Annotated in this window: 16 protein-coding genes and 1 pseudogene; 10 read left to right on the plus strand and 7 right to left on the minus strand. The window is 71.8% G+C overall.

All coding sequences use genetic code 11. The features are described 5' to 3' along the window. Positions 1 to 246: 246 nt before the first annotated feature. The gene (locus tag Sm713_RS39685; RefSeq protein ID WP_212914765.1) at positions 247 to 1,521 is read right to left on the minus strand and encodes an NAD(P)/FAD-dependent oxidoreductase; all 1,275 of its coding nucleotides are present in this window, start codon (positions 1,519 to 1,521) and stop codon (positions 247 to 249) included. 642 nt (positions 1,522 to 2,163) lie between these two features. Here Sm713_RS39685 and Sm713_RS39690 point away from each other — a divergent pair. The 3 genes from Sm713_RS39690 to Sm713_RS39700 all read left to right on the plus strand — a co-directional run bounded on the left by Sm713_RS39690 (position 2,164) and on the right by Sm713_RS39700 (position 5,616). Further along, positions 2,164 to 3,168 carry a cupin domain-containing protein gene (locus Sm713_RS39690; protein ID WP_212914766.1) on the plus strand — a complete coding sequence of 335 codons (1,005 nt, stop codon included), beginning with the start codon at positions 2,164 to 2,166 and terminating at the stop codon, positions 3,166 to 3,168. Positions 3,169 to 3,257: 89 nt separating this feature from the next. Continuing rightward, entirely contained in the window at positions 3,258 to 3,953 is a 696-nt protein-coding gene (locus Sm713_RS39695; RefSeq protein ID WP_212914767.1) for a trans-aconitate 2-methyltransferase, read from the plus strand. Between the two features lie 364 nt (positions 3,954 to 4,317). Continuing rightward, positions 4,318 to 5,616: an MFS transporter gene (locus Sm713_RS39700; protein WP_212914768.1), complete on the plus strand. Its 1,299-nt coding sequence runs from the start codon at positions 4,318 to 4,320 to the stop codon at positions 5,614 to 5,616. A 390-nt stretch (positions 5,617 to 6,006) separates the two neighbouring features. Here Sm713_RS39700 and Sm713_RS39705 read toward each other — a convergent pair whose 3' ends face one another. Next, positions 6,007 to 6,798, minus strand: coding sequence for a FadR/GntR family transcriptional regulator (locus Sm713_RS39705; RefSeq protein ID WP_212914769.1), 792 nt, complete (start codon positions 6,796 to 6,798; stop codon positions 6,007 to 6,009). A 246-nt stretch (positions 6,799 to 7,044) separates the two neighbouring features. Between Sm713_RS39705 and Sm713_RS39710 the strand changes: the two genes are divergently transcribed. From Sm713_RS39710 to Sm713_RS39725, 4 genes are all read left to right on the plus strand, one after another. Next, positions 7,045 to 8,151, plus strand: a complete 1,107-nt coding sequence (locus Sm713_RS39710; RefSeq protein ID WP_212914770.1) for a zinc-binding dehydrogenase — start codon at positions 7,045 to 7,047, stop codon at positions 8,149 to 8,151. A gap of 244 nt (positions 8,152 to 8,395) precedes the next feature. Then, positions 8,396 to 9,550: an ABC transporter substrate-binding protein gene (locus Sm713_RS39715; RefSeq protein WP_212914771.1), complete on the plus strand. Its 1,155-nt coding sequence runs from the start codon at positions 8,396 to 8,398 to the stop codon at positions 9,548 to 9,550. Positions 9,551 to 9,683: 133 nt separating this feature from the next. Beyond that, complete coding sequence (locus tag Sm713_RS39720) at positions 9,684 to 11,465, plus strand: iron ABC transporter permease (protein WP_212914772.1); 1,782 nt, start codon at positions 9,684 to 9,686, stop codon at positions 11,463 to 11,465. A 25-nt stretch (positions 11,466 to 11,490) separates the two neighbouring features. After that, positions 11,491 to 12,666 (plus strand): ABC transporter ATP-binding protein, encoded by a 1,176-nt coding sequence (locus Sm713_RS39725; RefSeq protein ID WP_212914773.1) that lies wholly within the window; start codon positions 11,491 to 11,493, stop codon positions 12,664 to 12,666. A 231-nt stretch (positions 12,667 to 12,897) separates the two neighbouring features. Here the strand turns inward: Sm713_RS39725 and Sm713_RS39730 are convergent, their stop codons facing one another. Together Sm713_RS39730 and Sm713_RS39735 are read right to left on the minus strand one after the other, a co-directional pair. Next, positions 12,898 to 13,521, minus strand: coding sequence for an NADPH-dependent F420 reductase (locus Sm713_RS39730; protein WP_249416974.1), 624 nt, complete (start codon positions 13,519 to 13,521; stop codon positions 12,898 to 12,900). A gap of 220 nt (positions 13,522 to 13,741) precedes the next feature. Then, positions 13,742 to 14,131 carry a TraR/DksA C4-type zinc finger protein gene (locus Sm713_RS39735; RefSeq protein ID WP_283249859.1) on the minus strand — a complete coding sequence of 130 codons (390 nt, stop codon included), beginning with the start codon at positions 14,129 to 14,131 and terminating at the stop codon, positions 13,742 to 13,744. 436 nt (positions 14,132 to 14,567) lie between these two features. Here Sm713_RS39735 and Sm713_RS41120 point away from each other — a divergent pair. Beyond that, positions 14,568 to 14,881 (plus strand): annotated as a pseudogene (locus Sm713_RS41120) (xyloglucanase); the annotation flags it as partial. 791 nt (positions 14,882 to 15,672) lie between these two features. Then, the gene (locus Sm713_RS39740; protein WP_212914776.1) at positions 15,673 to 15,822 is read left to right on the plus strand and encodes a hypothetical protein; all 150 of its coding nucleotides are present in this window, start codon (positions 15,673 to 15,675) and stop codon (positions 15,820 to 15,822) included. Positions 15,823 to 15,848: 26 nt separating this feature from the next. Here Sm713_RS39740 and Sm713_RS39745 read toward each other — a convergent pair whose 3' ends face one another. Continuing rightward, entirely contained in the window at positions 15,849 to 16,424 is a 576-nt protein-coding gene (locus tag Sm713_RS39745) for a GNAT family N-acetyltransferase (RefSeq protein WP_212914777.1), read from the minus strand. Positions 16,425 to 16,475: 51 nt separating this feature from the next. Beyond that, positions 16,476 to 17,213, minus strand: a complete 738-nt coding sequence (locus Sm713_RS39750) for a TetR/AcrR family transcriptional regulator (protein ID WP_249416975.1) — start codon at positions 17,211 to 17,213, stop codon at positions 16,476 to 16,478. 46 nt (positions 17,214 to 17,259) lie between these two features. On the opposite strand from Sm713_RS39750, the gene Sm713_RS39755 reads away from it, so the two are divergent. After that, positions 17,260 to 17,724 (plus strand): SRPBCC family protein, encoded by a 465-nt coding sequence (locus tag Sm713_RS39755; RefSeq protein WP_212914778.1) that lies wholly within the window; start codon positions 17,260 to 17,262, stop codon positions 17,722 to 17,724. Between the two features lie 77 nt (positions 17,725 to 17,801). Here the strand turns inward: Sm713_RS39755 and Sm713_RS39760 are convergent, their stop codons facing one another. After that, positions 17,802 to 19,061, minus strand: coding sequence for a PQQ-binding-like beta-propeller repeat protein (locus Sm713_RS39760; RefSeq protein WP_212914779.1), 1,260 nt, complete (start codon positions 19,059 to 19,061; stop codon positions 17,802 to 17,804). Positions 19,062 to 19,115: the final 54 nt, after the last annotated feature.

The following is a 19,115-nucleotide window of genomic DNA, read 5'->3' on the forward strand; positions in this document are numbered from 1 at the left end:
GTCGGCGGCCAGGGGAACAAGGCCGAAGGGTGTGACCCCGAACGGGCGGAACCGGGTTCTCGCCCAACGGGCGGAGCCCCTGCCGTGCGCCCGACGGCGCTCCCGATCACCATCGTTGCCGTTGCCGTTGCCGTTGCGTTGCCGTTGCGTTGCCGTTGCCGACCGCGGACCGCCGACCGCCGACCGCCGTGCCCCCGCCCCCGGGTCTGTTCACCGGGAGCGGGGGCGCCGTTCTGCGGGGCGTGGTCAGACCACGTGTGCCGGGTCCCCGGACGGGGCGGTGATGAGGGACTTGAGGGAGGTGCCGGAGTCACGGGCGAGGTCGGCGGGAATGGTGGCGCCCTTGTCGAGGGCCCTGCGCACGGCCATGTAGTCCGCCGGGCGGTTCACGGCGTCGGCCGCGATCAGGCGGCCCTGCCGGTAGTAGAGCACCGAGAACCGCTCGTCCTCGGGGTCACCGCGGAGGACGTACGCGTCATGGCCCTGGGAGAGCCCGGCGATCTGGAGCCGCAGGTCGCCCTGGAACGACCAGAACCACGGCACCTGCGGCGAGCCGGCGGGCTCGCGGTCGAGCAGGCTCGCCGCCGCCACCTGGGCCTGTGCCACGGCATTGTGCACGGACTCAAGCCGCACCGTGCCCCGCCCCGTCACCGGATGCGGTTGCACGGTGCAGTCGCCGGCCGCGACCACTGCCGGGTTGCTGGTGCGCGCGGCGGCATCCACGACGATGCCGCCCTCGCAGGTCAGGCCGAGCTGCTCGGCGAGTTCGGTGCGCGGCGCCGCGCCCACGCCGACCAGCACCACGTCGGCGGGCACCAGCACCCCGTCCTTTAGCCGGACGCCGGTCACCCGGCCACCGGTGCCCTCGAAGCCGGCAACGCCCGCGGAGAGCCGTATCTCGCTGCCGCGCCGCCGGTGGGCCGCCGCGTAGAAGTCCGAGACGACGGGGGCCACGGCCCTGCCCATCAGCCGGTCCGCGGCCTCCAGCACCGTCACCTGCGCCCCGAAGGAGCGCCCCGCCGCCGCGGCCTCCAGGCCGATGAAGCCCCCGCCGACCACGGCGACCCGGGGCCCGCCGGCCAGCAGGCCGCGCAGCCGGGCCGCGTCGTCGTGGTCGCGCAGGTAGCAGACACCGTCCAGGTCCGCGCCCGGCACGTCGAGCCGCCGGGGTGCGGCGCCGACGGTGAGCGCCAGCCGGTCGAAGGGGAGCTGCCGGTCCTGGTCGGTGGTGGCCACTCCCGAGCCCGCGGGGCCCGATCCGGTGAGCCGCACCCCGGTCACCCGCTCGCCGGAGACAAGCTCGATCCCCGTCTCCCGGTAGAAGGAGGGGGAGCGGAAGGCCAGCGCCTCCGCTTCTGCCTCGCCGGTCAGGAACTCCTTGGAGAGCGGAGGCCGCTGGTAGGGCGGCTGGGATTCCTCTCCGACCAGGGTGATCGGCTCCGTGTCGCCGAGCTCGCGCAGCGACACGGAGAGCTGGAGGCCCGCCTGGCTGGCTCCGACGATCAGTGTGCCGCCGCTCATCGTGTCCTCCGCTCAGCGCGTCGAGCCATACGGTCCCTCTGCCGGCCCACCGGGCCGCACAGGGGGTGCGGGGACGGCCCGGACGCGGTCGCCCGCTCTGGGCCCGGACGCTGATCTGTGCGTAGCATCGGCAAATCTCTCTGACTCAGAGCTATTAATGTAGGACCATTAAACCATCAGGGTCTGGTGTCCGGAAAGAGTGCGCAGGGGGGCGCCCGGGAGGGGGGTGTGCGGGGCGCGGAACGCTGGGTGACCGGCGCATGGATCTCCCGGTGGATCCGTTGACGGTCCAGGGGTCCGTTGATATAACGGTTAGGCCATTAGGGATGAAGGTGGTTATGTCTGTTCCGTACAGGTCAACCACCGTGGACAAGACGGCAGTTCGAGCACAGGGCACGCTCGCCGCGCCCGCGTCACCCCGCCGGGCGGCGGACGGCTTCCGGCCGTCAGCACTTCCCGGAAGCGAAGCCCATCGAATATCGCACCGCGTACCCCCGGGCGCCCCGCCACGCGGCGGGCCCGCCCGCCGGGAGCGTGCCGCGCCCGCTGACACAGAGGAACCCGCGCGGCACACCGGAACACCGACGGTCGACTGCGAACGCCGGCCCGGGCCGGCGCCGAGACCAGGAGGAGCAGAACTGTATGAGCGGCAAAAAGGGCCGGGTCTTTCTCAGGGGGATCACCTCGGAGACGTACGGGCTGAAGGAGTTCCGGCGTCAGCAGCTCGACGCCCCGCGGGTCCGCGACGACTCGGTGGTGGTCGACGACGCGAAGGTCGCCCACTCGGGCGACTCGGAGAAGTCCCGCACCTGGTGGCGCATCGGCCCCGGTGACGACCCCTTCCTCACCCAGACCCTCCAGGTCCACTTCGTGGAGCTGCCCCCGCAGTCGTCCAACCACGGCCACGGCCACCAGAACGAGGCCGCCTTCTACATCCTCGAGGGCCGTGGCTACGAGATCCACGACGACCAGCGCTACGAGTGGGAGAAGGACGACCTCGTGATCGTCCACACCGACTCGGTGCACCGGCACTTCAACCCCTATGACGAGACGGCCCGCTGCCTGATCTTCAAGGGCAAGTCGATGTGGATGTACGCCGGCCTGATCCAGCAGGGCCGCAGCGGCCCGGTGGAGGACGAGGACCGCTTCGGTCCCCGCGAGGACTGGTCGCAGATCTGGACTCCGGACGTGGAGAAGCGCCGCAAGGTCGTGAAGTCCGCGGACACCACCTGGGAGACCACGCCGCTCGGCCGGGTCCGCAGGCTGTCGGGCCCCGGCGACGACGTGCGCACCTTCAGCGTCGACGCCTTCGTGCTGGACATCCCCGCGGGCAGCCGGTCCGGCAAGCGCTGGCACATGGCCGACGAGGTGCTCTACGTGCGCTCCGGTTCCGGCTACAGCCTGCACTGGGAGGTGGAGGCGGAGATCGCCGAGAAGTACTACGCGCGCGTCGCCAAGGAGCCCACCCGGCACGAGATCAAGCCGGGGGACACCCTCTACGTCCCGCAGAACACCGTCGCGCAGCACTTCTCCGCCGACGGCGAGCCGCTGGTGCTGATCTCCGGTCAGAACCGGCTGTTCAAGCAGCTCGGCTACGACAACGTGGTCTACCTGGAGAACGCCCCCGAGTACGACGCCCAGGCGTAGCACCGCGAGGCGGCCGGCGGGCACCCGCCCGTTCCCGGCCGCCGGTTCCACCGCAGTCACGAGGGGCCCCGAAGCCAGCGAGGAGCGAGATGCCGGAACAGAGCCGAACCGCAGCAGCCGTCTGGTCCGATCCGGACTTCGCCCGAGCCTGGCTCGGGGCCGACCCGCAGGGCGCTGCCGACCTGCTCGAACTACCCCGCGGGATCGCGGCCGCCCTGGTCGCCGAGACCACGCCGGAGCCGGGGCTGATCGTCGATGTCGCGGGAGGCGCGGGCAAGTTCCTCGCCGTCCTGCTCGACGCCTTCCCCTCGGCCCGGGGAGTCTTGCTGGACGCCTCCGACACCATGCTCGACCGTGCCAAGACGGACCTCGCACGGTTCGGCGAGCGGGTCGACTTCCGGATCGGCGACATGACGCAGCTGCGCGCCGCGGGCGTCCCCGAGGGCGCCGGTGCCGTGCTGTCCTCACGCGCCAGCCACCACCTGGGCCGCGAGGAACTGCACGGCTTCTACCGCGAGGCGGCCGGGCTGCTCCGGCCGGGCGGCTGGCTGATCAACCTCGACCACATCGCGCCGGACGACGCGGTGTGGGACCGCCGCTACAGGACGGTGCGCACCCGCTTCACACCGCCCCGGCCCTCGGCCACCGCCCACCACCACGACGGGCCGCTGCCGACCGTCCGCGACCACGTCGACGGCTACCGCGCCGCCGGGGTGAGCGAGGCGGACATCGCCTGGAAGGCCTTCTACACCTGCCTGTTCGTGGGCCGGACACCGCCGGCCTGAGCAACCGGCGGGCATGCCGGCCCTCGCCACCGACCCGGCACGCCCGCCCCACCGCCGCACCGGCCCCCACCCCGCGGCCGGCGGCCACCGTTCCACCGGCCCGCGCACCCCGAACAGCCGGCCTCCCCGCGCCCGGATCACCGGACGGCGCAGCGGCACACCTCAACCCGGCGCCGGACGGGCCGTCGGGCAGGGCCCCACCCGGCCCCACCGTCCGCAGGTGCCGCACCCGCCGGAAGATCCGCCGGTGCTCACCGCCCTCACCCCCCGCGAGGCCTGCCGGCCCTTTTCCGCCGGCGACCGCCCTGTTCACGCCGCCGGGCCGCCCGGCCGCACCACCCGCAAGAGCCGCGCAAGGATCACCATGACCATCGACATCGAACCGGGCACCGGCCGGGACCACGGCCCGCGCCGCGCGCTGCGCGGCCGGCACCTGCACAGGTGGCTGCACGTCAGCCTGCCCCTGCTGATCGCCTTCTCGGTCGCCCAGTTGAGCAAGTCCTCCATCGGCGTCATCGTCGCCGACGGCCCCTTCAGCCACCAGTTCGGCCTGGACAAGCACCCCGGCTCGGTGGGCTGGCTGACCAGCCTCTTCCTGTACGCGTACGGGGTCGCGCTGTTCCTCTGGGGATTCGTGCTCAAGCGCATCGGGCCGCGCAAGTCGATGCTCATAGGCACCGCGATCTGGGTGGTCGCGCTCGCCCTGCCGCCGTTCGTGAACACCCTCAACCAGCTGTACGGGACCAGGATCCTGCTCGCCATCGGCGAGGCCTGTTTCTATCCGGTCGCGCACACGCTCACCGCGCGCTGGTTCCCGATGCACGAACGGGCCCGCGCCAACGCCTCCTGGCTGTCCGGGATCTTCGTGGGGTCGGCCCTCGGCAGCTCCCTGACCACCACCATGCTCTCCTCCGCCGGGTGGCGCGCCACCTTCTTCGTGCAGGCGGTGGTGGCCGCACTGTTCGCCTTCTGCGTGGTGCTGGTACTCCTCCAGGACCGCCCGGACTCCTCGCAGGGGGTGAGCGAGGAGGAGGTGAAGCACATCGTCGAGGGCCGTTTCGAGTCGACGACGGTCATCCCGAAGCGGGGCCCCGAGTCACCGTTCCGCAACTACCGGTACTGGCTCACCATGCTGATGTACATCGGCACCAACGCCCCGTTCTACGGACTGGTGACCTGGGTGCCGCTGTACCTGCGCGACGAGCGCCACGTCGACCTGGGCGACATCGGGCTGCTGCTGACGGTGGCCAACGTGCTCTCGATCATCGTGATGGTCCTGGTGGGCCGCGCCTCCGACCGGAAGGTGAAGCGTGCGGGCTGGGCAGCATGGGGGTTCGCCATCGAGGGCATCGGGATCGCGGGCACGGCGCTGTTCGGCAACGCCGGCGTCGACAGCTTCTTCATCTTCCTCGGCCTCGCCGGCAACGCCTGGTGCGTCGTCACCAACTGGACGCTGCTGCACAGCCTGATGCCGACGCGCCAGTCCGAGTACTCCAGCAGTGTCTTCTCCTCGCTGACCAACCTGGTCGGCGCCGCGCTCCCCGGCCTGATGGGCACCCTGCTGACGGCCACCGGCTCCTACACGGCCGGCTTCGGCGTGCTGTTCTTCTCGGTCGTGGTGTCCCTCGGCTGCTGCCTGGTGCTGCGCCCGCAGGGCTACTGACGCCGGCGCCCCCGGACTGATCGGGGCGGAGCCCCGTCTTGAAGGGGCGCGGGGAACGGCGCGCCCAGCCACGACGCGACCTGCGGGTCGCCACCGGCCGATAGCGGCAGTCTCTGCCGTCTTCGGACCACCGGCAGGTGCGGATCACCGGCAGGTGGTGGGTTGCGCGCGCAGTTCCCCGCGCCCCTTGACCGGGCCCAGCCCCGCCCTTCAGGGGCGCGGAGCTGGGCCGATATGCGACTCCGCCGCGTCGGCGCGACAAGCCCTGACGAGGCCGCCAGGTTGTCACCGGCGGAAGGGGCTGTCCCGGTCCCGTCCGGGGCACCGGAGCGTGGGCACGCCGACGCGAGGGGACGCCCAGCGCGACGGGACGGTCAGCCCGCGGGATGGTCAGCCCCGGGTCACGGTGTCGGCGACTTCAGCGCCCTGCTCCGGCTCGTCCAGGCAGAGCCGGTCGGCCGTGCGCGTCAGGTGCTCCCGCATGATCCGCGCACCGCTCTCCGCGTCACCGGACTTGATGGCCGCCAGGATCGCGCGGTGCTCCTCCAGACCCCGGTGGCCCATCTCGGGGGCCGTGCTCTTCGCCGTGCGCAGCGACATCAGCAGCGGGCCGTGGAAGGAGCGCACCAGCATCTCGAACGCGGTGTTGTGCGTGGCCGCGGCGAGCCGGGTGTGGAACTCGGCGGAGAGCGACACGTCGTACTCCCCGCTGGCCAGGGCCGCCTCCTGGCGGTCGCAGATGGACGTCAGGGCGGCGATGTCCGCCTCGTCCGCGTGGGCGCAGAGGTTCGGGATGATGCCGACCTCCAGCACCAGGCGTACCTCGGTGACCTCGGTGGCCGTCACCGACGACAGGGTGAGCAGGTCGACGATGCTGGCGCCCACCCGGTCGCTGGTGGGCTGGGTGACGAAGGCGCCGCCGTGGGCGCCGACGCGGATCTCCACGAGGCCGCCGGCCTCCAGGACCCGCAGGGCCTCGCGCACGGTGACTCGGCTGACCCCGAACCGCTCGCACATCTCGCGCTCCGGGGGGAGGCGGTCGCCCGGTGAGAGCTTGCCCTCGTGGATGAGCGTGCGCACCTGGTCCACGATCAGCGCGGAGATCCGCCGGTCGTTCACGGGACTCAGCAGGCGGCCGGACTGGCCGTCCGCACTGTTCGCGGAGGCTCGGCGGGGCGGCATAAAAGGGTCCTTTCGTTACGCGTTGACGAGTCTAGCTTAGCGGAATAGGGTATGACCAATAGTCCCTGGGTGTGTTCTACCCTCCGCCCGCCGGCCGACTCGTCCCCACAGTGACATCCACGCGCGCGTGCGCGCGCGAGAACAGGGAAACCCGCGGCAGCCGCTGCGGCGCTGCGGCCCGGCCTCCGGCCGCGGTCGCCACCCGGCGGTGGGTAAGTATCGGCGATCCCCCGACGAGGTGCCAGCGTGGACGAAGGACTGCCCGAGCGAGCCCGTGCCGCGGTGGCCGAGGAGCCCTGCACGACACGGCTGCGCGATCTCCCGCTGCCCAGGCCCGGGGCGGACGAGGGCCTGCTGAAGGTGGAGGCCACCGGTGTCTGCGCGGCCGACTGGGAGAGCTACCTCCGCGGGCCGGGTGGTGTCATCCTCGGCCACGAGACGGTCGGGAGGGTGTCGGCGCTGGGGGAGCGGGCCGCCGAGCGCTGGGGGGTGGCGGTCGGCGACCGGGTCGCCGTGGAGGAGTTCCTGCCGTGCGGCGCCTGCCGCCCCTGCCGCCGGGGCGACTACCGGCTGTGCCGGGCCGCCGGCGAGGGCGGAGCACCCCCGCCCCCGGGCTACGGCCGCACACCGGTGGACGCCCGGCCCGGCCTGTACGGCGGTTTCAGTGAGTACCTCTACCTGCATCCGCGCGCCGTCGTGCACCCGGTGGGCGATGCCGTCGACGCCCGTGCGGCCACCCTCTTCGCGCCGCTGTCGAGCGGTATCCGCTGGGTCAGGCGGCAGGCGCGGCTGCGCGCCGGGGACACCGTCGTGGTCGCCGGCACGGGCAGGCGGGGCCTGGGGTGCGTGCTGGCCGCCCATGACGCGGGCGCCGGCACCGTCGTCGCGGTGGGCCCGGCCGCCCACTGGCAGCAGCTCCACCTCGCCAAGCATCTCGGCGCCGGCCACGTGGTCTTCTGCGACGAGGAGGACGCGGTGGACGGTGTGCTGGAGCTGACCGGCGGGCGCGGCGCGGACATCGTCGTGCACCTCATGCCCGAGGCCGGCACCGTCGCCGACGCCGTCGCGATGTCCGCCGCCCGTGGCGCGGTCGTGCTTGCGGCGCCGGACGTGGGCCGGCCGGCGGCCGGCTTCCCCTACGAGACCGTGGTGCGGCGCGAGCTGCGCCTCGTCGGCGCGCAGGGGCACGACCACCGGTCGGTGGAGCGCGCGCTCGACATCATCAGGTCCGGGCGCTACCCGCTGCACCTCCTGACGACCCATCACTTCCCGGTGGCCGAGACCGACTTGGCGCTGCGCACCGCGGCTGGACGCACCGGCGTGCACGCCCTGCACGTCAGCGTGGGGATGTAAGCGCCGGTTCCCGCGGGGCGCCATAGCGGTGGCACCACGTCGTACCACTCCCGGCACACCTCCCGCCGTGCCCCGTGCGGACGCATACGCTCCGTAATCGCAGGAGTGTTGAAGAAAAGCGTGCCGCTTCTATTGCAATGGTCATACCGTCAGCCCAGAATGACAGGGATTTTTCGCGGCGGTAACCCATCGATATCAGCCACTGCCCGGTCTTCCCCGTGGGCCTCTACCGGAAGTTGACCGCATGCACCATGAGCGTGAAGCGCAAGAGCAGTACCAGCGGCAGGAACAGCGGGAGCCGCACGGGTCACGGCACCCGGGCGCCCGCCGCAGACGGCGCATTCCGGCCAAGTCGGCGGGAGCGGCGCTGCTGGCCGTGATGCTGACCGCCTGTTCCAGCGGTCTGGCCGCCACCACCACCGAGGTGGCCCCGGCCCAGCAACCCGAGAACCTGCTGCCCAAGGCGTCCGAGGAGGGCAAGGTCCTCTGGTACACCACCTTCGCCGACGACGACGTGGACGGCATGATCGCCGCCTTCCAGAAGAAGTACCCGAAGGTCAAGGTGGAGGCGCTGCGGCTGAGCGCCGACAAGCTCCCCTCCCGCCTGGTCACCGAGCAGCGCGGCGGCAAGTACAACGCGGACGTCATCACCGCGGACAGCGAGCCCGTCTACCAGCTCATCAAGGTGGGCACGCTCGCCCCGTACCGCGTTCCGGAGACGCCCGACCTGCCCAAGGAGCTGAAGAGCCTCCCGGACGGCTACGGCAACGTCGTGTACGTCAACACCAGCGCCATCGCATACAACCCGAAGTCGGTTGCCTCCCAGCACCTGCCGGTCCCCAGCTCCATCGAGGACCTCACCAAGCCGGTGTGGAAGGGCCGCTTCTCGATCGACCCCAACGCCATCAACTGGTACGAGGGCCTGATCACGGCCATGGGCCACGACAAGGCCCTCGCCCTGGTGAAGAAGCTCGGCGACAACGCGCCCCGGCTGGTGGAGAGCCACACCCAGTCCCTGACGGAGGTCCAGTCGGGCGAACCGGCCGCCGTGGCCAACGCCTACGGCTACAAGGCCGCGAAGCTGGCCAAGAAGACGCCCGATCGGATCGCGTTCGCCAACACGGACCCGCTCCCGTCGGCCGCGGTCCTCGCGGAGATGGCGAACAAACCGCCGCACCCGGCCGCGGCCAAGCTCTTCATCGACTGGATCATGTCGAAGGCCGGCCAGCAGCAGGTCGTGAGCATCAGCAACCACGTGTCGCTGAGCGACCAGGAGCACAACGACGACTCGGTGTGGAACCCGGGCAAGTGGAAGCCCGCGTGGTCGACGCCGGTCATCCCCGCGGACACGTACGACCGCTACCTGGACGAGTACCAGAAGGCGCTGCACGCCGCCTGACGTGCCCACGCGGCGGCACCCACCACACGGCCCGCCGCGCCGGGCACACCCCCTTCACTCCCGTTCCCGACTCGCCCCGTCACCCCCGCCCTGACACCAGCCCTACCCACCGACCTCCCAGGACGGCCACGCCATGAGCCTGATCAGCCGCTCCCGCCCCGGTGCACCACCGGCCCGAGCCCCGCTGCGCCCCGCCCGCACCACCCGACTGAGCACCGCCCTGGAGTGGTTCCGCGACCCCCGCCACATCCTGCTGGCCCTGGTGGCCCTCGTGGTCGCCTACCTGGCACTGGTGCCGGCCGCCACCATGCTGGTCGCCAGCCTCCAGTCGTCCTTCCTCAACACCGGGCCGGTCGAGTGGACCCTGCGCCACTACACGGAGACGCTGGGCAGCTCCGACTTCTGGGTGCTGGTGGGCAACTCCTTCGCCTATGCCGCGGCCACGGCCGTCCTGTGCACCGTCATCGGCTTCGGGCTCGCCTACCTGGTGACCCGGACCAACACCCCGGCGAAGTTCTTCGCCCAGGTCGCCGCGCTGGTCCCGCTGATCATCCCGGGCATCCTCAACACCGTCGCCTGGGCCCTGCTGTTCGCACCGAACACCGGCGCGCTGAACGTTCTGCTGCGCGACCTGCACCTGCCGACGTTCGACATCTACTCGCTGGCCGGCATGGTGCTGGTGCAGTCCATGCACGTCACGCCCGTGGCCTTCCTGATGGGCACCGCTGCCTTCACCTCCATGGACTCCTCCCTGGAGGAGGCCGCCCTGAGCTCGGGAGCACCGCCCTTCCGCGTCTTCCGCACCATCACCGCCCGGCTCATCAGGCCGGCCATCATGTCGGCGGCCCTGCTGATGTTCGTGCAGACCATCTCGACGTTCGAGGTGCCGCAGCTCATCGGCGTTCCCGGGCACACGTTCGTGTTCGTCAGCCGGATCTACAAGGCCCTGCAGACCTTCCCGACCGACTACGGAACCGTCGGTGTCATCGGCATCTTCATCCTCGTCGTGGCCACCCTCGGGCTGTGGCTCTCGCGGCGGATGAGCGGGTCGGGCGCCGCCGCGCAGACCATCACCGGCAAGGGCTTCAGGCCCACCGTGACCGACCTCGGCCGGTGGCGGTGGCTGGGCTTCGCCATCTTCGTGCTGTTCTTCATCGCGGCCGTGGTGCTGCCGCTGCTGATGCTGCTCTGGTCGTCGCTGCTGCCCGGCTACGAGCCGCCGTCGCTGTCGGCGCTGCACCACCTCACCCTGGCCAACTACCGTGAGCTCCTCGACACCCCCGCCCTCACCTCCTCGGTCCGCAACAGCCTGATCACCGCCGTGCTCGCCGGTGCCATCGTCACCGTGCTCAGCTCGCTCGTCGCCTACATCACCGTCAAGACCAAGGTGCGCGGCAGGGGCGTGCTCGACGCGCTCGCCACGGTCCCGCTCGCGGTGCCCAGCGTCGTGATGGGCGTCGGCATCCTGTACTGGTACCTGACCGTCCCGATGCCCTTCCAGATGTACGGCACGCTGACGATCCTGGTGATCGCCTTCGTGACGATCGGGCTGCCCTACGGGCTGCGGTACATCGTGCCCGGCATGTCCCAGATCAAGGACGAGTTGGAGGAGGCCGCGGCCGCCAGCGGCGCGACGTGGCTGCGCACCTTCCGGCGCATCTACGTGCCGCTGCTGGTGCCCTCGCTGCTGGCCGCCTTCCTGTACACGGTCATCGTCGCGTTCCGCGAGATCTCGGCCGCCATCTTCCTCTACACCCAGGACACCCAAGTGGTGTCGGTGACGATCTACCAGGAGTGGTCCAACGGCAGTTACCCGATCGTGGCCGCCCTCGGCGTCGCCATCGTCGTCTTCCTCGCCGTGATCGTCGCACTGGTCCGCCTGCTGGGCAGCAGGACCGGGCTGAACCGTCAATGAGCCTGAGTACTCAAAGGAGAGTGTCGTGATCGAGGTACGCGGCCTGGTCAAGCGTTTCGAGGGACGGGCGGTGTCACGCAACGCCGTCGACGGTATCGACCTGGAGGTCCCCGAGGGAAAACTCGTCACCTTGCTCGGCCCGAGCGGCTGCGGCAAGACCACCACCCTGCGTCTGATCGCCGGGCTGGAACGGCCCGACGCGGGCCGGATCACCATCGGCGGCAAGCTGGTGTGCGCGCCCGAGGAGGGGGTGTTCGTGGGCGCGCACCAGCGGCCCATCGGCGTGGTCTTCCAGTCGTACGCGGTCTGGCCCCATATGACCGCCATCGAGAACGTGATGTTCCCGCTGCGGTCCGGGCAGAAGCGGCTGCCGCGCGCCGAGGCGCGCCGCCGTGCCATGGAGGCCCTCGACCTGGTCGGCCTCGCCGACCTCGCCGACCGGCCGTCGCCCGCGCTCTCCGGCGGCCAGCAGCAGCGCATCTCCCTGGCCCGCGCCCTGACCAGAGAGCCCGAGGTCCTGCTGCTGGACGAGCCGCTGAGCAACCTGGACGCCGGCCTCCGTGACCGGGTCCGCGACGAGATCCGGGGGGTGCAGCAGCGCCTCGGCATCACCACCGTCTTCGTCACCCACGACCAGGACGAGGCGCTCGCGGTCTCCGACGAGGTGATCGTCATGGACCGCGGCCGGATCGTGGAGCGCGGCGCGGCCCAGGAGATCTACGCCGCGCCCCGCGAGGAGTTCACCGCGCGCTTCATGGGGATCTCCAACAGCCTGCCCGGCACGGTCCTGTCCCTGGGCGGCAAGACCGTCGAGATCGACCTCCCTCAGGGCAGGCTGAGCTGCCTGCCCACGGGCACGCTGAGCGAGGGCACTAGCGTCAACGTCTTCCTGCGCCCGGAGAGCCTGGTGCTCTCCCGCAAGGACCCGTCGGGTCGCGGCTGGAAGGGCACCGTCGAGTTCAGCATCTACCACGGCGACTGCTGGGACTACCACGTGCGCGTCGGCGACACCCTGCTGCGCTCGCGCATGTACCGGGAGAAGATCGGCCTCGCGCACGGCGACCCGGTCTTCGTGGTCCCCGAGGAGGAGAGCGCCATCGCGATCGCGGTGAGCGAGGACTCCACCGGCGCCGCTCCCTCGGACCCTGACGCGGCGACGTCGCTCTCGGCCACCGGTGCGAAAGGCGGCACCGTTCGGTGACGGCCGGGGCCCCGGCCATGGACCGGTGGGGGGCCGGGGCCCCGGCGCTGCCCGCCTGCCTGTGAAGGGGCCGGGGGGCGGATCGGGCTGACCCCGCGTCGAGGGGCGCGGGGAACTGCGCGAACGGCCCCCCACCGGTGGTTGGCCGGGCTCGTACCGCAAGCGGCAGGCTGGACCGGATCTGGCGAAGCCCTAAGGCACATCCGTGGCGCGACCCGGCCGGGGGCTTCCTCACACGTGCAGCAGGCCGCTCAGCTCATCCGCGTGCAGCGGGACCGCGTAGACGTTGGTGCCCGGCTGGTACTTGCGGCCGCCCTCGCCGAGGTCGCCCACGTCCACCGGGTCGAACCCGATGTCCCGGATCAGCCCGGACACCACCGCCTTGGCCTCGGAGTCGGTGCCGGCGACGGGGATCGCCAGCCGCTCGGGGTCGCCCTTCGGGCGGACGGCGTCGCGCAGGGTGTCCCAGTAGATCGCGTTGAACGCCTTCACCAGGTTCGCGCCGGTGTACTCCCTGATCTTCTCGCTGGACGTGGTGGCCTCGCCGTCCAGGTCGGAGTCGTGCCCGTCCCGCTCGGGGTAGTAGTTGACGGTGTCGATGACGAGCTTGCCGCGGAGCTGCGCGGCGGGCAGTTCCCGGTAGCGGCCGTACGGGATCGACACGACGACGACCTGGCCGAACTCGGCCGCCTCTCGCGGCGTCATCGCCTGCACGGACCCGCCCATGCGGGCCGCCAGATCCTCGAGCGTCTCGGGGCCGCGTGAGTTGCTGATGGCCACCTCGTGGCCGATCCGGGCGAAATGCCGGGCGAGGGTGGCGCCGATGCGCCCCGCCCCGATGATGCCGATCCTCATACTGCCTCCCTCCGTGGCCGGGCGGCCGGAGCGCTGCTCAGGCATGTGCCGTCCCCGGCGCCCTCGTGCCGGCACCGGCGAGTGCCCTTCGGCGGCTCCGCCGAAACGCCGCGGAGAGCGCCCGCGCGCCTCTCACCCGTACGCCGGTCACATGCACCCGCGCACCGGACCGGTGACCCCTCGTAGCCGCCACCGGCCGTACCCGCACCGGTGGAACGGGTCACCTGGTGGGGGTGCTCGCGCAGGCGATGCAGATCCGGGTGCTGAGGCGGGCGGCGAGCCGCTCCGCGGAGATGGGACCTCCGCAGCGCTCGCAGGTGAAGTACGTGCCCGCGCGGATCCGCTCTGCTGCGAGGTCCAGGTCGGCGAGCTCGGAGCGTGCCCGCGTCAGCGCGTCACGGAGCTGCGCGCGCTCGAACGCGACCGTCTGCCCTTCCGGATCGTGCTCGTCGTCGTCCGCGGCCATCGCCGAGGTCTCCACGACGTTGTCCCACACCCGCGTCAGGGACGCGATGAGCCGTTCCGTGTCCGCACGGGCTTGCCCGACCACGTCCGTCAGGGCGCGCACGCCCGCCGCCGCGTGTTCGCTGCCGTCGCTGGAGTGGTCCATGGACACCGCAAGAGGAGAGGGGATCCTTCCATCCCCGAGTCTGCCTCGCCGGCCCGGTATATCGCCAATCATCCTCCCTCTCCCCGCCGCGAACGGGTCCCTCGCCCGTCGACCCGGTGCACGCCCTGGGGATGCTCCGGAGAAAGTGGCCTGACCAATACGTCGATTCGATGTCGAATTCGATGGCCCCGACGCCGGGCGGTCGGGCCGGATCTGCCCGGACGGAGGCACGTCCGCCGCGCGTCAACGGCTCCGAAATCCCCGCGCAACCTGGTGGTTCAGGCATGCAACGCGTGATGGGTTTCCATGTCCTCGTCGAGCCGTTAGCATCCGAGCTGTCGATAATATGGGAGCGCTCCCATATTAATTGGTCTGAAGACTGTGCGGGTTCGGGTGGCAGGAGAGGAGAAGGGGCCCATGCGAAGAAGTCCTTACCTACGGCCTGTGGCACTCGACCGACGCGGTGCCACGTTCACCGAGGCCAAGGGCGTCGATGCCGCAGACTCCATCGGATTCGGCAAGGCTGCCCCGGGCGCGGCATATCCCGCTCTACTCCAGCGCCAAGAGCGTCGGGATGCGCGCCATCCACCGCTCCGGCGACGTCGGCACGGCCTGGCCGCGCATCAACGAGGTCGCCTGCCAGTGGGGTTGGACCGGCGCCTCCACAACCAGTGACCCTCGGGTCTACGGGCGGGTGCATGTGTCGACGCGAACGGTGGCGGCTTCCAGTACGGCGACCTGGCCGGCTGACGGCAACAGGGCCGACGGACCGGTCAGGTCGGCGGGGCGCGGGCCTTCCTGGGGAGGCGGGCCCGCATCTGGCCCCGTACGCCCGGGCGGTGCGTACGGGGCCGCCGGCACCCGAAGCGTGCGCGGACGCGGGCAGCCGGAGAAGGTGCTCGGAGCAGACGCCGGAGAGGGCGCTCGCCGCGGCCAGGGGGCTGCCAGGCATGGCGATAGGGGCGCCTGACGCGGCGCCGGGGCGCTGAAGGGGGCGTCGGGGCGCGGCGCCGGTGGTGCGGTGATCGTGCGTGCGGCGTGCCGGGAACCGGAGGCCGCGCGCGAAGGGTGGGGCCGCTGACTTGCCAGCACTGTGACGGTAATGGAGCGTCCTACCAGGACACCGGCGCACACTGGCAGGCCAGCGGCCCGTCCGCCGCCCCGGTGAACCGCCGGCCGGCACGGTCGCACGGGGAGGAATCATGTCATCACCACATACATCCCACCCCTCGCGCCAGCAGCCCCACCCCGCGGCGATCGCGCGCATCGCCCCGGCCTGCCGCCAGGCCGCAGCAGGGCGGCACACCGGCACATCCGGGCGCGCCCTCGTGCCCGCGCGGACCTCCACGCCTTCGGACCGACGGGATTCCCCGAGGAGAGGCGCGTCCGCCGGAGCCAGGGCGCTTCCGCCCGCCTCACCGTCCTCCGCGCCGCGCCGGTCGCGCCCCGCTTCGGCCGCCGTGCCGGCCGGGGTGGCCCCGCCGGCTGAGGAGCCGGAAACAGCGACCGGTAGAGGCCTGTCGCCACAAGACCCGGAAACGGTGGCCGAGCCCGACTCGCGGCCGCCCGTCGTGGGCTGGCTGCTGGTGCCCGCCGGGCTCTGGACCGAGTTCGACGCCCCGCAGGTGCGGAGGCTGCACAGCCTCGGCCTGAAGAACATCTCCGGCCCGCCGCCGGCCCCGACCGCGTAGCAACCGCCCCGGCGGCTCCCGCGGTTTCAGCGCGTGGCGGTCCCGCGCCGGGCATCCGGGCCGGGGGCCGTGGTGGCGGGCGTCGTGGTGGCGGGTGCCGTAGTCGGCCCGGGCACCGCGGCGGTCACGAGGGGCTTCGCGTAGCAGCGGCTGAGCTCGTCGAAGCGGTAGGGCCCGAACCTGGCGCACAGCTGGTAGCCGCTGGAGACATACAGGGCGATGGCCTCTGGCAGCCTGACGCCGGTCTCCAGCACCATGCGGGTACGGCCGGCCGTGCGGGCGTCGTCCTCCAGCGCGGCCAGGACCAGCCGGGACAGGCCACGGCGGCGCGCCTCGGGGACCACGTACATGCGTTTGACCTCGGCGTCGCCGTCGGTGTACCCCTCGGCGTTCGCGTCCTGCGCGCGCCAGCCGCCGGTGGAGAGCGGGGTGCCCAGGTCGTCGTAGACGATCAGGTACAGGCCCGACGGCGGCTCGAACATGGCCGGTTCGAGCGGCGTGACATCACCCTCGTCCCCGTACCGCACGGCGTACTCGCGCTGCACGCGGTCGTTCAGCGCGACGGCGTCGGGGTGAGCGAAGGACACACGGCGGATATCCATACGGGGGACTGTACATCCATGCAGTCTTTTCTGATCGCGTCGCGGACCGCCTCACGTGCGAGCGTCCGGCGCCGGCTCGTGCGATGCGGGCGGACTCGGCTCCTGCTGAAGGTGCAGGAACTCCTCCAGCGCGGCGTCGACTCCGGCCCGGTCGCCCGTGGCGAGGAGGTCCAGCAGCAGTCCCCGTACGACGGCGAGCCCGAGTCGGGCGCGGGCGCGGGCCGTTGCGGGGTCGGTGCCGTGCGCCGCATCCACCGCGGCCGGCGGCTCCAGCCAGTCGGTGACGATCCCGTCGAGTACCGGCACCGCCTCCGGTCGTCCTTGCAGGGCCTGCCCGCAGATCTCGAAGAACAGTCGCTCCTGGGCCGCCAGTCCGGGGTCGGCGAGCCGCTGCCACAGGCGGCGGGCCGCATCGGTGGGGGAGAGGTCCGGATCGCTCCGCAGCCGCGCCAGCAGGTCGCGCTGGCGCTCCTCGGCGGCCCGCACGATCTCGACGAACAGCCGCTCCTTCGAGCCGAAGTGGTGGATCAGCATCCGGTGGCTGGTGCCGATCGCCGCCCCCAGGCGTCGCAGGCTCAGCTCCGCGATGCCGTGCTCGGCCACGTAGTCGGTGGCCGCCTCCAGCAGTTCACTCCGGCGGTCGGCGCCCTCGCCGCCGCCCCGGACCTCCCGCTCGCGCCCCGGGCCGGGCTCGCCGCGCCGCTCCTGCGGGACCCGCTCGCGTCCTGGGGCCTCGGGCCGGGAGCCCTTGCCGTTCCCGCCCCCGTTCTCCTCGCGTGCTTGCGTCACGCCGTGACTGTACCAACTGGTTCACGGCGGGTGTACCGTGTGGTTCATGAGGCCCGTCACCGTGTCGATCGACGTACCGCAGGCGCCCGAGGCGGTCTATGACTTCCTCGACGTCATGGCCAACCACGAGCGCTTCACCGACCACTACCTGACCCGCTGGCGGTACGAAGGCCCGGCGAGCGGCGTGGGCTCGCGCGTCACGGTCGCGGCCTCGCTGGCCGGTGCGAAGGCCGACGTCGACATCGAGGTCGTCGAGGCCGAGCGTCCCGTCCGCATCGTCGAGCGGAACACCAGCGCGGGCGGGCGGCGCCGCGCCCGGGGCACCTACCGCGTCACGCCGTCGCCGTCCGGGGGCAGCCGTGTCTCGTTCGAGTACGCCTGGCTTCAGGCCCCGCTCGCCGACCGCCTGCTGGCCCCGCTCGTAAGGGCCGCGATCCTGAGGGCCAACCGCGTGGGCATGCGGCGCATGGCCGAGGAACTGACCCGCAGCGGCTCGGCCACCGCCCCCTGACGGCCTCGGCCTGACCGCTCACTTCGCCCCGGCCCCGGGCCGCCCGGCCGTACCGCCGGCCGGCCCGGGAAGGCGCCTCATCCGCCGGCCGGCCCCGTCCAGCCCGCCCGCACATGGCCCAGCCGCACGCGCTGCGGGTGGTCGCCGACCGGCACGGACACCCGCTTCTGCCCGGTGGCGAAATCGATGGCGGTGACCTGGTCGGCGCCGCTCTCGGAGATGACGCAGTCCTTGCCGTCGCCGCTGACGGTGGCCCAGTAGGGCTTGGACGCTGCGACGAGCGGGCCCTCCTGGAGGGTGCCGCGGTCGACCACCGTCGCGTAGTCGTCCATCGTGCCCGCGACGCACAGCTTGCCGCCGTCCGGGCTCATCGAGATGCCGTGGTCGCGCGAGTCGTTGACCATCGTCGTGCGGTCGTCGCTGGTGGCCGGGTTCTTGGGGAGCGCCTTCACCCGGGTGATGGTGTCCTTGGCGACGTCGTACTCCAGGAAGCCGTTGAAGAACGAGACCTGGAAGTAGAACATCGACTCGTCGGGCGAGAACGCGGCGGGCCGCACGGCGTCCGAGAGGCCGCTCAGCCCGGCGGCGTCCAGCCGTTCGCGCATGTCGATCACCTTGACCTGCCGGAAGGTGGCGGCGTCCACGACGGTGATGTGCCGGTCGCCCTTCGTCCAGTCCAGCCAGGGGGCGTCGAGGTCGGTGTTCACCTCGCCGATGGACATGTTCCAGAGGTACGCCCCGTCCCTGGTGAAGATGTTCTCGTGCGGCTTGTCGCCGGTCGCGAACTCGCCCAGCTCCTTTCCGGTGGCGATGTCCAGGACCTGCACCTCGTTCGCGGTGGAGGCCGAGACGGCGACCCGGGTGCCGTCGGGGGACAGGGCCATGTGGTCGGCGCGGTAACCCGCCACGGAAAAGCGCCAGTTGAGGCGTCCGGTGGCCAGGTCGATGGAGACCACGTCGGCGAAGCTCGGCCGGGAGACGACCACCGAGGAGCCGTCGGGGGTGGAGTACATGTCGTCGACGAACTGGTCGTGGCCCTCGCCGACGGTCTCCCGGATGGCCTGGAAGTAGATCCACTTGATGGGGTCGGCCTGGATCTCCGCGAGGCGTTCCTCCTCGTCGGGAACGACATCGATCCGGCCGACCTTCGCGAAGTCGCCGGTGGACCCGATGACGTCCGCGGTGCCTTCCCAGTTGTTGCCCACGAACATCACCTCCTGGAGGTCCCCGGCGGCGTGCCGGGCATCGGCGGCCGTGGCGGCGGTCGCGGGCGCGGTGGCGGTCAGAACGAGGGCGGCGGCCATGGAGCACAGGTACCTGGGGGCGAAGGCAGGCATGACTGCTCTCTCCTCTTCGGTGACAGCTGTGGTGGGGACATGTCAAGGTGCGGT

Origin of the sequence: Streptomyces sp. TS71-3 (assembly GCF_018327685.1) — a bacterium.
In the GTDB taxonomy this organism is placed as follows: domain Bacteria; phylum Actinomycetota; class Actinomycetes; order Streptomycetales; family Streptomycetaceae; genus Streptomyces.